We start from the raw sequence: 12,261 nt of genomic DNA on the forward strand, positions 1-12,261 counted from the left end.
TTCAAAGGAATTAGATCATGGCAGCGAAGGACGTAAAGTTTTCGCGTGACGCTCGTGAGCGCATCCTGCGCGGCGTCGACATTCTGGCCGACGCGGTCAAGGTGACCTTGGGCCCGAAGGGCCGCAACGTCGTCATCGACAAGAGCTTCGGCGCGCCCCGCATCACCAAGGACGGCGTCAGCGTCGCCAAGGAAATCGAACTGAAGGACAAGTTCGAGAATATGGGCGCCCAGATGGTGCGCGAAGTGGCGTCGAAGACCAACGACATCGCTGGTGACGGCACCACCACCGCGACCGTTCTGGCTCAGGCCATCGTGCGCGAAGGCATGAAGTCGGTTGCCGCCGGCATGAACCCGATGGACCTGAAGCGTGGTATCGACCTCGCCGTCATCAAGGTCGTGGAAGACATCAAGTCGCGTTCGAAGCCGGTTTCGGGTTCGGCCGAAGTTGCCCAGGTTGGCATCATTTCCGCCAACGGTGACCGTGAAGTCGGCGAAAAGATCGCCGAAGCCATGGAAAAGGTCGGCAAGGAAGGCGTCATCACCGTGGAAGAGGCCAAGGGTCTCGACTTCGAACTGGACGTCGTGGAAGGCATGCAGTTCGACCGCGGCTACCTGTCGCCCTACTTCATCACCAACCCGGAAAAGATGGCCGTCGAGCTGGCTGATCCGTACATCCTGATCCACGAAAAGAAGCTGTCGAACCTTCAGTCGATCCTTCCCATCCTGGAAGCCGTCGTTCAGTCGGGCCGTCCGCTCCTGATCATCGCGGAAGACATTGAAGGCGAAGCGCTGGCGACCCTGGTCGTCAACAAGCTGCGCGGCGGCCTGAAGGTTGCTGCGGTCAAGGCACCGGGCTTCGGCGACCGCCGCAAGGCCATGCTGGAAGACATCGCCGTCCTGACCAAGGGCGAAGTGATCTCGGAAGACCTCGGCATCAAGCTGGAATCCGTGACCCTGGGCATGCTGGGCACCGCCAAGCGCGTCACCATCGACAAGGACAACACCACCATCGTCGATGGCGCCGGTGAAGCCGACTCGATCAAGGGCCGTACCGAGCAGATCCGTGCGCAGATCGAAGTCACCACTTCGGACTATGACCGTGAAAAGCTCCAGGAACGTCTGGCGAAGCTGGCTGGCGGCGTGGCCGTCATCAAGGTCGGCGGCGCGACGGAAGTCGAAGTCAAGGAACGCAAGGACCGCGTCGACGACGCCCTGCACGCCACGCGCGCAGCCGTCGAAGAAGGCATCGTCCCCGGTGGCGGCACCGCGCTGCTGTACGCGACCAAGGTTCTCGACGGCGTCACCGGCGTCAATGATGACCAGACCCGCGGCATCGACATCGTCCGCAAGTCGCTGACCGCTCTGGTTCGCCAGATCGCCAGCAACGCCGGTCAGGACGGCGCCGTCGTGTCGGGCAAGCTGCTCGATCAGGACGACACCTCGTTCGGCTTCAACGCTGCGACCGACACCTATGAAAACCTCGTCGCCGCCGGCGTTATCGACCCGACCAAGGTCGTGCGCACCGCGCTCCAGAACGCTGCCTCGGTTGCTGGTCTGCTGATCACCACCGAAGCCGCCATCTCGGAACTGCCGGAAGACAAGGCTGCACCGGCCGGCATGCCCGGTGGCATGGGCGGCATGGGCGGCATGGACTTCTAAAAGCGATCGTAGCGGGTGGGCATCGCTCACCCGCGGTTCGATCGCGACTTCAAAGAAGTCCTGCCTTCCATATTGGAATGAAGAGGCCGGTGGAGCGATCCACCGGCCTTTTTCTTATCCTCGCTTTCCTGCGCCGTCACGGTCGGGCATAATGGTTTCTTGGACGGGGAGAATGGATGAAGCCCTTGATGACCGCATGGTTGCTTTCGTCGGCAGCGCCCATGACTGCCGATCTACAGGCTTTCGAAGAGCGGCGCATTCTGGCTCCGCTGACGGACTATTCTGTCGACGGGCGCGGCTTTGTCGAATTTGCACCAACGGTCGAAACGCGGAATGTGACGTGCGTCCTTGTTTCCAAGCGCATCTATGATTGCCGATATGACAGCCGCATAAAGCCGTCATTGGCAAATGATTTCGAACCTTGGCAAACCCGCAACGAGCGGATCATGAAACGGCGCAAGGCTTGGATCAGGGCCGATAAAGAAGGCTGAAGCAAAGCTCCTACAATATGACCCGTTTGCCCTCAGCCTATTGAAGTCTGTCCTGTGCGACGCCGTAGGCAGCATCCAAGGGGGCTGTGCTTTTCTTAGAGCATCGAACCTTAAATAAGAATCGTTCGGCCCTTCGACTTCGCTCAGGAGAGCCTGTCGAAGCCCCCTCTTGTTCTTCAAGAAGTACGACCCTTCGACGGCAGGCGCTCAGGACAAACCAAGATCGAGAAACGCCGGGCTGTTCCAGCCGCACAATCCTGTCCTATCAGGCACCCGCATGGGATAAGCGACAACGGCTCTTTCCCATCGTCGCCTCCATCGCCCGGCTTTCCGATAGGATCGCGCTGCTGTAATATTATGTCAGAATTCGCGGGAAATATGCGAAGTTAAGCGGCAGCGCCTTGCGATCCGTCGGCCTGCTCCGTCACTACCATCATCGGCAATTCCGCCCGCACTTCGAACCCCAGCGTCCGGTACAGCGAGATCGTCTTGTCATGCGCTGCATAGGCATGAAGGAAGGGCGTCTCACCGCGATCGAGCATCGCCTGCATCACCCCCCGCATCAGCGCCCCGGCAAGACCGCGACCGCGCCACTCGGGATGCGTGCAGACACCGCTGACCTCGGTAAAGCCCGGCATCCGCATCCGCTCGCCCGCCATGGCGATCAGCCTGCCCTCCACCCGCATACCGATGAACCGGCCCAGCCTGTGGGTATGCGATCGGAAAGGGCCGGGCTTGGTTAGCAGCGCCAGTTCCAGCATCTCGGCGGCGTCCGCTTCGCCCAGCACCGTCCATGCGGGCGGCGCGGCTTTAGCCGGGATGATGGTCGGTGCGACCATCTGCGCCAGCGTTGCGGTACGCGCCACCGTCAAGCCCGGAGGCGCGACGATCGCATCGGGGCCGAGCAGCCATAGCTCATCGTCCGGCGGCACCAGCGCGGCGAGTGCCCGGCGGCTCGCATCGCTATCATCCGCTGCCGCCCCAAACGGCCCATGAAGCGGATCGATCCGCCGGGCCAGATCATCGCCTTGCGCCAGCGCGGACCAGCCATGGGCCAGGCTATGCCAGATCGGATGGTCGAGCGGATGGATGGCGTGGCTCCTATGCTATGCCGTGGGGGACAGGAGAGGGCGGCCTATCATGTCGTTTCGCGCACGACAATATTATCGCAACGTCCTGCCTGCCGCCTCGGATTCCGTAGCGATATGAAGGCTGAAGCGCGCGATTGCCAATGCACCGTTTACCAAATGGCAATGCTGATCGCCGATAAGGCACAACACGTGTCCGGACCACTCCACCTTCTGCGCGCAAAGTTGCGCACGCGCTTCGCGCCGGCCACCCAGCAAAGCGCTGAGGTGAAGGATAGTCTCGTCAAGGCGCTTTACGCCTCGCCGGCCTCTCTGCTCAGCGGTGCGATTTCCGGTGGATCGCTGGGTCTGGTCGTCGCTTATTCGGCACGCCTGACGCCCATCATCGTCATTTCGATCCTGATCCTGGTCGTCGGGATCAGTCGGTCGATTTCCGCCGTCTATTTCCAGCGGCAACTGGCGCACAAGGATGATCTGGCCAGCCCGATCTGGGGGGCGGCCTATGAACTGGGCGCCTGGATCTATGCCGCCCTGCTCGGGCTGCATGCACTGGCCACGCTCACCATGACCGACGCCGCCAGCCTGCATGTGCTGAGCGTCGGCATGGTCGCTTCCTATGCCGGCGGCATTTCCGGCCGCAATGCCGGGCGGGTGCATGTCGCCGTGGGGCAGACCTGCTTCTCGCTGCTGCCGACATCGCTGGGCCTGATTCTGGCAGGTGGCCTTGGCTACACCATATTGGGTATCCTCTGCTTCCTGATGATCTTCGCCATGGCGGAGATCACCAAGACCACGCACCGCATCGTGTTGCAGGCGCTGCTCGCCAAGAATGAAAAGGCGCTGCTGGCCCAGAAGTTCGAAAAGCTGGCCCGCTATGACAGCCTGACCGGCGTCGAAAACCGCATGGCGATGCAGATGCGGTTGCGTGATCTGTTCGAACAGCGGCAATCCGATCAGGAAGCGATGGCGATCCTGTGGATGGACCTCGACCGCTTCAAGGAAATCAACGATTCGCTGGGCCATATCGTGGGCGATCAGTTGCTGTGCCAAGTTGCGGAGCGTGTGACCCGCGCACTGGACGGGCGCGGCCATGTCTCGCGCTTTGGCGGCGACGAATTCATCATCATCTGCCCCTATGCCGACCGCGTCGTCGCTGACGCCGTGGCATCCGATGTGATGCAGGAATTTGCGAGCGAATTCGAAGCGGGCGGCTATTCGCTCAGCGTGACCGCATCGATGGGCATCGCCGTGGCGCCCGCTGATGGTCGTGGCAGCGACGAACTGCTCCAGCATGCCGATCTGGCGCTCTATCAGGCCAAGCATGGCGGGCGTAACCGCCACAGCCGCTTCGACTGGTCGATGAAGGAACGGCAGAACCGCATCTATGAACTGGAAATGGGGCTGCGCGCGGCGCTCGCCAATGGCGACCTGCGGCTGCATTACCAGCCGATCTTCAACAGCGAGACGGGCCGCATCGTCATATGCGAAGCGCTGATGCGTTGGGATCATCCCCGACTGGGGCCGATCTCGCCGGGTGAATTCATCCCGATCGCGGAAAGCAGTTCGCTGATAGAGCCGATCACCACATGGGCGCTGGAAAAGGCCTGTCAGGACGCCATGGAGTGGGACGAGGATATCCGCGTCGCCGTCAACATCTCGCCCGCGCTCATCAAGAGCGACGGGCTTTCGCGGTCTGTCATGGCCGCGCTGCTGAAGGCCGGGATGCGCGCACGGCGGCTGGAACTGGAAGTTACCGAATCCACCTTCCTGGAAGATGATGGCCGCACCCATCTGATCCTGGCGGAAATGCGGCGGATCGGCCTGCGTCTGGCGCTGGACGATTTCGGGACCGGCTATTCGTCGCTGGGTTCGCTGCGGTCCCACGCCTTCGACACGATCAAGGTCGACCAGAGCTTCATGCGCGGCGTGGGCGAAAATCCCCGCGATCGCGCCATCGCCCAGTCCGTCGCCTATCTCGCCCATTCGCTGGACGTCGAAACGGTGGCCGAAGGGATCGAGACGGAAGAGCAGCTACGCTATGCCCGCGAGGTCGGCTTCACCAATGTTCAGGGGTTCGTGCTGGCCAGGCCGATGCCGGCCGACGCGCTGCTGGAACTGATGGCGCAGATGCGGTCGGACGGGCACGACATGGTTGGCCTCATCCGTCAGCGGCGCCTCGCCTGAAGCGCCGCTGCGATAGGGTGGATCAGCGCGTCAGGCGAGTCTGTGCGGAGGCCAGCCGACGCATCATCCGCATATCCTTCAAGTCGATCTTGACGGCCGACGCCGCCCAATTCTCGACAATGTCCTTCAGTTCTTCATAGTCGAGCGGATCGACCCGGCGCCCGGCCTGGAACACGCCGACATGCCCGGAATGATGCGGTCGCGTGCTGCTGATATAATCGCGCACCGCCGCTTCGCCCTCGCCATCTTCCACCAGCCGGTGGACGATGCCCAGATCATACATTTCCTCGGCGCTATAGACCTTGCCGGACAGGATCATGCGCTCGGCCATCAGGCGGCCCAGCTTGCGGGCGAGGATCGAATAGGCGCCCATGCCGGGGAACAGGCCGAACAGCATTTCGGGCAGGCCGAATCGCGCGCTGCGCTCGGCGACCACGATGTCGAAGCAGAGCAGTGCCTCAAACCCGCCGCCCAGCGCATCCCCCTGCGCCAGCGCGATGGACACGACCGGCATGTCGCCATTGCGCCAGGTGCGGTTGACCACGTCGATACAGGCATGGCCATAGTCGATCAGGCCGGGCAGGTCGCCGCGCTCGATACAGCCGGCGAACAACTCCAGATCCCCGCCCAGATTGAAAACGCCCGGAAAGCGGGAGCCGGCGACCAGATATTTGATCGGCAACTGGCCCGCGTCGAACAACCGCTTGCTCTCCACATACCAGCTGCGCACGTCCCGCAGCATCGCCATGGAGAAATTCGGCCGTTCCTGCGGCGCCATGAATGCCCATAGCGTTTCCAGCGGCGCATCCCATTGCACGTCGATCTGGCCCAGATCGAACATCTTCGACTGGCCGGCCAGTTCGATGGACTGCGTTTCCGTAGCGTCGAACGGCACATTTTCAGCCGATGAAAACGGCTCTTGTGATGCCGTGTCATATTCTCGTCCCGTGGGACTAAAACGTCCTGAATCAATCATGTGCGACCCCGTTTTCCTATTCTGCATGAACAGATCAGGCTGGTCGGCAGGATGCAATCAACCGACCCTTTATTGATAGGCTGTTAACCATTTTTGGTCATCACTGTTGCATTCCGGCCGCCCTAAAGCGCCGAGAAGCGGGGTCTCTGTGGCGCGAAAGTCACAAAACGTCCTATTTGGCAAATGTAAAATTTACCATGCAGGCCTTTGTTAACCTTTGTAAATTAGCGTCACGGGCATGATCGAACCGCGTTCCTCCTCCCATCGCGTGACCCTGGCCCTGCATGATGCGCAGGGTGATCCATGGCCACTGCGCCTGTCCGCCGACTGCCTGCGCTTCATCGGGCCTTATCGCCGGGTGGAAGGGTTTAATATCGATGCGATGCTATTGCTGGAGGGGCTTCGCAAGGCTGGCTGATCCCCGCTAATCCTTGTACATGGGCGCGTTCATCCCTAGAGCGCGGCGCATGACCAGACCCCGTTTTTCCTTTTCCATCAGCGCCACCGACGGCAAGGCACGCACTGGCGCGATTCAGATGAAGCGCGGCGAAATCCGCACGCCTGCCTTCATGCCTGTGGGCACCGCCGCCACCGTGAAGGCGATGCGCCCCGCCGAAGTCCGCGCGACTGGCGCGGATATCATCCTGGGCAATACCTATCACCTGATGCTGCGCCCCGGCGCGGAACGCATGGCGCGCCTTGGCGGCCTGCATGGCTTCATGGGCTGGGACCGGCCGATCCTGACAGACAGCGGCGGCTATCAGGTGATGAGCCTGTCTGCGCTCACCAAGATGAGCGAGGAGGGCGTTGCCTTCTCCAGCCATATTGACGGGTCGAAGCATATGCTGACGCCCGAACGGTCGATGGAAATCCAGCGCCTGCTAGACAGCGACATCGTCATGGCGTTTGACGAATGCACTAAAAATGGCTGCACTCATGACGAGGCGGCCAAGTCGATGGAACGATCGATGCGCTGGGCCAAGCGATCGCGCGACGGCTTCGACGCCGACGGCGAGCATGCAGAACGCGCGGCCCTGTTCGGCATCCAGCAGGGATCGCTGGACGAAAATCTGCGCCGCATCTCGGCCGAAAAGCTGATCGAGGTGGGTTTCGACGGTTATGCCGTGGGCGGTCTGGCGGTGGGCGAGGGGCAGGAGGCGATGTTCGCCACCCTCGATTTTGCGCCCGACATGCTGCCGCAGGACAAGCCCCGCTATCTGATGGGCGTGGGTAAGCCGGACGATATCGTCGGCGCCGTCGAACGCGGCATCGACATGTTCGATTGCGTGCTGCCGACCCGCTCGGGCCGCAACGGGCAGGCCTTCACCTGGGCCGGTCCGCTCAATATCCGCAACGCCAAGTTCAACGAGGATCTGGGGCCGCTCGATCCGCGCTGCGGCTGCCCGGTCTGCGCGACCTGGAGCCGCGCCTATCTGCACCATCTGGTCAAAGCGGGCGAAATGCTGGGCGCCATGCTGATGACCCAGCATAATATCCACTTCTATCAGGAACTGATGCAGGGCCTGCGCGACAATATCGCAGCGGGCACGCTCTCGGCCTTCACGGCTGATTTCCGTCGCGATTATCAGCGGGTCTGAGAGCGATCAGGGAATGACCGTGATGGCGATGGCGTATCGGCCGGCGTCGCCATCATGCTCCAACGGCGATCGCAACTGGCGCGACAGGCCGGTCAGGACCCGACCATAGCGTTCGCCCAGTCGACTGGTCATCTCATCGGACGCCATCAGCCCACGCGACTGCATCACCAGCAGGGCGCGGTCAGGTCGGGCCTCATCCTGATGCACGGAAATGCGCATCGTGCTCTGCGGTGCCATCATCATCGCCAGTTCGACCAGTTCGGTGATCAGGAAGGCGATCGGCACGGCCACATCCTGACTGATGTGCAGATTATCGCTTTCGATCTGGATCGCGAAGCGGCGGGCCTTGGCCGGGGCGGTGCCGCGCAGGCTGGCCGACAATTCGCTGATCAGCGGCCGCACGCCTACGCCGCGATTTTCCTCCAGTTCCGCAAAATGGTTGCGGTGGACGACCGACAGTGCATCGACCCGGCGCTGGATGGAGGCATAGGCTTCGATGGCTTCCGCTTCATGGGCGGAGCGGGCGTGCAGGCTGATCAGGCTGGCAATGATTTGCAGGTTATTCTTGACCCGGTGATGCACTTCGCGCGTCAATTTGCGCTGCGTGTCCAGTCCTTCGGCCATCTCCGCCTCATGGGTGGCGACATCTTCGCTGATCTCGCGGAAGGTTTCGCCCAGTGCGACGATCTCCTGCGCTGGGGTGCGCACCCGTTGCATCGGTTCCAGCACTTCGCCGGGTTGATAGGCGGCCACCACCCGGCGCAGCAGCACCAGCGGGCGGATCAGCAGCCGATTGACAACGAACCAGCCGATCGCCGCCGCCGCAAACCACATCACCAGCGGCAGGAACAGCGACAATAGCCGCGCCACCGTGGCCGGTGGATCGCGCACCGACATGGTCAGGATGATGTCAGGCGGATCGAGCCGGGCGGAAAGACTGGCGGTATGGCCCATCGCCGCACTGCCCGATCGGCTGACGATCAGTTTGACGTCGCCCTGGCGGAGGGTGAGTTGCCGGTTCTGGAGGGCGGTGGCGGGGTCCGCGATGCTTTCCAGATGCATGCGCGAATAATAGGCAAGGCCGACCACCTGGCCGTTCCGGCTCCGCACCCGGCTGACCAGATATTGCGATGTGGGCAGCAACTGGGCGACCGGGCGATCGAAGCGTGCGCCGGGTGCGATACCAGTCGGTTCGTCATTGTCCGATTTGCACAGCCGCTTGCCCGCCTTGTCATAAATATAAAAGCGTGCGCCGTCCGTATCATGCGACGACAGGAAGAAGGCCAGTCGCCCGCACATGCCCGGATCGGCGGCGCGATTGGCGATGGCGTTGACCGTTAGCTCCAGCGCGGTGCGGTCCGACTGAAGATCGGCCGTCAGCTTGCGGGCACTCTGCGTCACCGCAACCCGCAGCAGCGCTTCCTTTTCAAGGTCAGCGGTGCGGATTGCCTGAAGGGAAGCGACCAATGCGACAAGGCCAAGAGGCAACAATGCGAGCGTCAGGATGAGGAACATCTTGACGCCGGTGGACCGGAAATACAGCAGCAGGGGCTCTGTCAGGGACCGGGCTGCCGGAGGAAGGCTGCCCTCCGCCATAATGTCATCAGTCCAACTTGTTCAGCAGGTCCAGCATTTCGGACGGGATATCTTCGTTCACCGCGCGCTCATATACGGTGCGCAAGACTTGCGAAACATGCGCGTCTTCCTTGGCAGCGGGAGCCGCCGCGCGACGCTTGCTGGGGGCAGGCGCGTCCTTCACCTGATCCTCGGGTGTCCCGATGCCGGCATTGTTGCTGTCATCGGCCACGTCCCGATCCGTCGTTGAAGAAACCAAAATCAGCCCCTCTAAGCAGCCACATTTACCATGTCAGACATCCCGTTTCGCGGGATTCTTTCATGCCGTCAATTCGTTGGCAGGCGATCTTCACAGGAAAAACGCGATATCGCCAAAAAAACCATATGGATGCGAAACAAATCGAGCGGTCGATGGTTCCGCAATCCGAAGCATTTTTTACGCTGCCCGTTTCACGGTCGGCAAAGGGGGAACGGGGGCTTGCCAATGCGGCATGGACATTCCATCCTTCCTGTCACGCCGATGCTTCGGGACAATATGCCCGATTTGGGCAGGGAGACGATTTGACGATGTCGCTTGGACAGCAACTGCACCCCCATCTTCCGTTTCTGCGGCGCTATGCCCGTGCCCTGACGGGCAGCCAGGCGCATGGCGACGCCTATGTCCGCGCCGCTCTGGAAGCGATCGTCGCCGCGCCGGAAGAATTCCCCAGCGACGTCGATCCACGCCTTGGCCTCTACAAGACTTTCCAGGCCATCTGGTCCTCTGCCCATCTGGAAGATCTGCCGGCCACCGCAGGCAGCAATCGCGAGGCGATTGCGCAGGCGCGCCTCGCCCGCCTGACCCCGCTACCCCGTCAGGCACTGTTGCTGACGGCACTGGAAGGCTTTACGGTCGATGACGTGTCCTACCTCATCGGAATGGACAGCGATGAGGTCGAAGCGCTGGTGGAAGAAGCGCTGACCGAGATCGAGGCGCAGACCCGCGCCAAGGTGCTGATCATCGAGGATGAACCGATCATCGCGATGGATATCGAAACCATCGTCCGCGATCTGGGTCATGACGTCACCGCCATTGCCGTGACGCGCGAAGACGCCGTGCGCGAAGCGCTGGCAGATCGTCCCGGCCTTGTGCTGGCCGACATCCAGCTTGCCGATGACAGCAGCGGCATCGACGCGGTGAAGGATATTTTGGCCGAATTCTCGGTGCCGGTCATCTTCATCACCGCCTTCCCGGAACGGTTGCTGACCGGTGAGCGGCCCGAGCCGACCTTCCTGATCACCAAGCCGTTCCAGCGATCGACGGTAAAGGCCGCGATTTCGCAGGCGCTCTTCTTCGACGAAGCAACGGCCCCCGCCTGATTGGCGGCATCTCGATAAAATCGGGAACCCCGATCGGAACGCTGCGTTAATGATGCGTAACGATCGGGAGAAGGGCCATGGTCGAGCAGGAAAAACATATCGCTACGCAAGATGCGCGTGCAGGCGCTACGCCGCATGTGATGCGCTATGTGCTTGCCGCCTCTCTGGCGTTGGCCGTCATCGCCATGTTGCTGGTGCTTTGGCGCTAGTCGATGGATGCGGGAATTGGCTTTGGCGATAAACGATTTAAGGTACAGGCGCACTTATGGCTTTGACGACGTCGATTCATGCGGCGAAGGCGGTTGCCGACACAGGGATGAACCCCATGGATGAAGACGTTGGCGATGTCGGCGCTGTCGAAGAACGCGCTGCGCTGTCCGATTCGGACTTCAAGCGGGAACTGGCTTCGGTCATCCCGCATCTTCGCGCTTTTGGTCGCTCGCTTTCAGGCAATCGTGATCTGGCGGACGATCTGGTGCAGGAAACCCTGCTGAAGGCATGGGCGGCGCGTGCGCGTTTTCAGGCCGGCACGAACATGCGCGCCTGGACCTTCATCATCCTGCGCAACCATTATCTGTCGCAGATGCGTCGTTCGCGCTTCCGCGGCGAATGGGATGATCTCACGGCGGATCGCATCCTCGCCGCACCGGCCAGTCAGGACAAGCATGTCGAATTGTCCGACATGCAGCGTGCCCTGCTGCAATTGCCTCAGCCCCAGCGCGAAGCGCTGATTCTGGTCGGGGCAGGTGGTTTCGCCTATGAAGAGGCAGCCGAAATTTGCGGCGTTGCCGTCGGCACCATCAAGAGCCGCGTTGCCCGTGGTCGCGCCGCGCTCGAACAGATTTTGGAAAGTGGCGACCTGCCGTCTCGACGGACTCAGGAAACGACGGAAACGGCGGTCCTCGATGAAATTATGGATGACGTCGACCGGTTGAGCCGGGGTCGCAGCCACAGCGACGAAGATTGAACGGAACGTTCGCGCCGTCCTGGCCGTTATCGGAAAGCAAGGAGGCGACCATGGGTGACAAGCCCGTATTGCGGGAGGGTGATCCTGCATCGCATAGGCCTGCGCCGGAGCCATCGCGCGGCAGCGGCGTGATTTTCGTCGTCGTCGTACTGGCGCTCATTCTGGCGATCGGCTTCTTCTACATGACCAATGATCGGCGCGAAAATCGTCAGGCCGACGCCATAACCGGCGCAGCGGGATCGGTCGACAATGCGGCGCGTGTCATTGGTGACGCCGCAAAAAATGCCGCAGATGAGCTGCGCAACGACAATTAGAGCGCGCTGCGCCAAGTCCGAACCACTCGCCGTTCGTCCTGAGTAGCC

Annotated in this window: 13 protein-coding genes; 9 read left to right on the plus strand and 4 right to left on the minus strand. The window is 61.7% G+C overall.

Features of this window, described 5'->3' with window-relative positions; all coding sequences use genetic code 11:
• Window positions 1-17 precede the first annotated feature (17 nt).
• Window positions 18-1,661, plus strand: coding sequence for a chaperonin GroEL (gene groL / locus BMY84_RS08450; RefSeq protein ID WP_093083038.1), 1,644 nt, complete (start codon window positions 18-20; stop codon window positions 1,659-1,661).
• Window positions 1,662-1,837: 176 nt separating this feature from the next.
• Window positions 1,838-2,152 carry a hypothetical protein gene (locus BMY84_RS08455; RefSeq protein ID WP_093083042.1) on the plus strand — a complete coding sequence of 105 codons (315 nt, stop codon included), beginning with the start codon at window positions 1,838-1,840 and terminating at the stop codon, window positions 2,150-2,152.
• A gap of 386 nt (window positions 2,153-2,538) precedes the next feature.
• Here BMY84_RS08455 and BMY84_RS08460 read toward each other — a convergent pair whose 3' ends face one another.
• Window positions 2,539-3,243 (minus strand): GNAT family N-acetyltransferase, encoded by a 705-nt coding sequence (locus BMY84_RS08460; protein ID WP_093083044.1) that lies wholly within the window; start codon window positions 3,241-3,243, stop codon window positions 2,539-2,541.
• 189 nt (window positions 3,244-3,432) lie between these two features.
• Here BMY84_RS08460 and BMY84_RS08465 point away from each other — a divergent pair, with 189 nt between their 5' ends.
• A complete protein-coding gene (locus tag BMY84_RS08465; RefSeq protein ID WP_256215161.1) occupies window positions 3,433-5,424 on the plus strand; it encodes a putative bifunctional diguanylate cyclase/phosphodiesterase in 1,992 nt (663 codons plus the stop codon).
• A 22-nt stretch (window positions 5,425-5,446) separates the two neighbouring features.
• On the opposite strand, the gene BMY84_RS08470 is transcribed toward BMY84_RS08465, so the two are convergent.
• Window positions 5,447-6,265: a crotonase/enoyl-CoA hydratase family protein gene (locus BMY84_RS08470; RefSeq protein ID WP_256213276.1), complete on the minus strand. Its 819-nt coding sequence runs from the start codon at window positions 6,263-6,265 to the stop codon at window positions 5,447-5,449.
• A 373-nt stretch (window positions 6,266-6,638) separates the two neighbouring features.
• Here BMY84_RS08470 and BMY84_RS08475 point away from each other — a divergent pair, with 373 nt between their 5' ends.
• A complete protein-coding gene (locus BMY84_RS08475; RefSeq protein ID WP_093083050.1) occupies window positions 6,639-6,818 on the plus strand; it encodes a hypothetical protein in 180 nt (59 codons plus the stop codon).
• Between the two features lie 49 nt (window positions 6,819-6,867).
• Window positions 6,868-7,998: a tRNA guanosine(34) transglycosylase Tgt gene (gene tgt / locus BMY84_RS08480; protein ID WP_093083053.1), complete on the plus strand. Its 1,131-nt coding sequence runs from the start codon at window positions 6,868-6,870 to the stop codon at window positions 7,996-7,998.
• Between the two features lie 6 nt (window positions 7,999-8,004).
• Here the strand turns inward: tgt and BMY84_RS08485 are convergent, their stop codons facing one another.
• Complete coding sequence (locus tag BMY84_RS08485; protein ID WP_093083401.1) at window positions 8,005-9,513, minus strand: sensor histidine kinase; 1,509 nt, start codon at window positions 9,511-9,513, stop codon at window positions 8,005-8,007.
• 88 nt (window positions 9,514-9,601) lie between these two features.
• Window positions 9,602-9,805, minus strand: a complete 204-nt coding sequence (locus tag BMY84_RS08490) for a NepR family anti-sigma factor (RefSeq protein ID WP_093083056.1) — start codon at window positions 9,803-9,805, stop codon at window positions 9,602-9,604.
• 335 nt (window positions 9,806-10,140) lie between these two features.
• Between BMY84_RS08490 and BMY84_RS08495 the strand changes: the two genes are divergently transcribed.
• The 4 genes from BMY84_RS08495 (at window position 10,141) to BMY84_RS08505 (ending at window position 12,213) form a co-directional block, all read left to right on the plus strand.
• Window positions 10,141-10,932: a response regulator gene (locus BMY84_RS08495; RefSeq protein WP_093083402.1), complete on the plus strand. Its 792-nt coding sequence runs from the start codon at window positions 10,141-10,143 to the stop codon at window positions 10,930-10,932.
• Between the two features lie 77 nt (window positions 10,933-11,009).
• On the plus strand, window positions 11,010-11,141 hold the full coding sequence (locus BMY84_RS30395; protein ID WP_256215162.1) for a hypothetical protein: 132 nt from the start codon (window positions 11,010-11,012) through the stop codon (window positions 11,139-11,141).
• Window positions 11,142-11,257: 116 nt separating this feature from the next.
• Window positions 11,258-11,899, plus strand: a complete 642-nt coding sequence (locus BMY84_RS08500) for a sigma-70 family RNA polymerase sigma factor (RefSeq protein WP_093083404.1) — start codon at window positions 11,258-11,260, stop codon at window positions 11,897-11,899.
• Window positions 11,900-11,949: 50 nt separating this feature from the next.
• Window positions 11,950-12,213, plus strand: a complete 264-nt coding sequence (locus tag BMY84_RS08505; RefSeq protein ID WP_093083059.1) for a hypothetical protein — start codon at window positions 11,950-11,952, stop codon at window positions 12,211-12,213.
• Window positions 12,214-12,261: the final 48 nt, after the last annotated feature.

The sequence above is a fragment of the Sphingobium sp. AP50 genome, assembly GCF_900109095.1.
Lineage (GTDB): Bacteria > Pseudomonadota > Alphaproteobacteria > Sphingomonadales > Sphingomonadaceae > Sphingobium.

What these genes read in the sequence shown, in the direction of transcription:
- groL (WP_093083038.1), top strand. Translation starts at nt 18, where the DNA reads ATGGCAGCGAAGGACGTAAAGTTTTCGCGTGACGCTCGTGAGCGCATC.
- BMY84_RS08455 (WP_093083042.1), top strand. Translation starts at nt 1,838, where the DNA reads ATGAAGCCCTTGATGACCGCATGGTTGCTTTCGTCGGCAGCGCCCATG.
- BMY84_RS08470 (WP_256213276.1), bottom strand. Translation starts at nt 6,265, where the DNA reads ATGTTCGATCTGGGCCAGATCGACGTGCAATGGGATGCGCCGCTGGAA.
- BMY84_RS08475 (WP_093083050.1), top strand. Translation starts at nt 6,639, where the DNA reads ATGATCGAACCGCGTTCCTCCTCCCATCGCGTGACCCTGGCCCTGCAT.
- tgt (WP_093083053.1), top strand. Translation starts at nt 6,868, where the DNA reads ATGACCAGACCCCGTTTTTCCTTTTCCATCAGCGCCACCGACGGCAAG.
- BMY84_RS08485 (WP_093083401.1), bottom strand. Translation starts at nt 9,513, where the DNA reads ATGTTCCTCATCCTGACGCTCGCATTGTTGCCTCTTGGCCTTGTCGCA.
- BMY84_RS08495 (WP_093083402.1), top strand. Translation starts at nt 10,141, where the DNA reads ATGTCGCTTGGACAGCAACTGCACCCCCATCTTCCGTTTCTGCGGCGC.
- BMY84_RS30395 (WP_256215162.1), top strand. Translation starts at nt 11,010, where the DNA reads ATGGTCGAGCAGGAAAAACATATCGCTACGCAAGATGCGCGTGCAGGC.
- BMY84_RS08500 (WP_093083404.1), top strand. Translation starts at nt 11,258, where the DNA reads ATGGATGAAGACGTTGGCGATGTCGGCGCTGTCGAAGAACGCGCTGCG.
- BMY84_RS08505 (WP_093083059.1), top strand. Translation starts at nt 11,950, where the DNA reads ATGGGTGACAAGCCCGTATTGCGGGAGGGTGATCCTGCATCGCATAGG.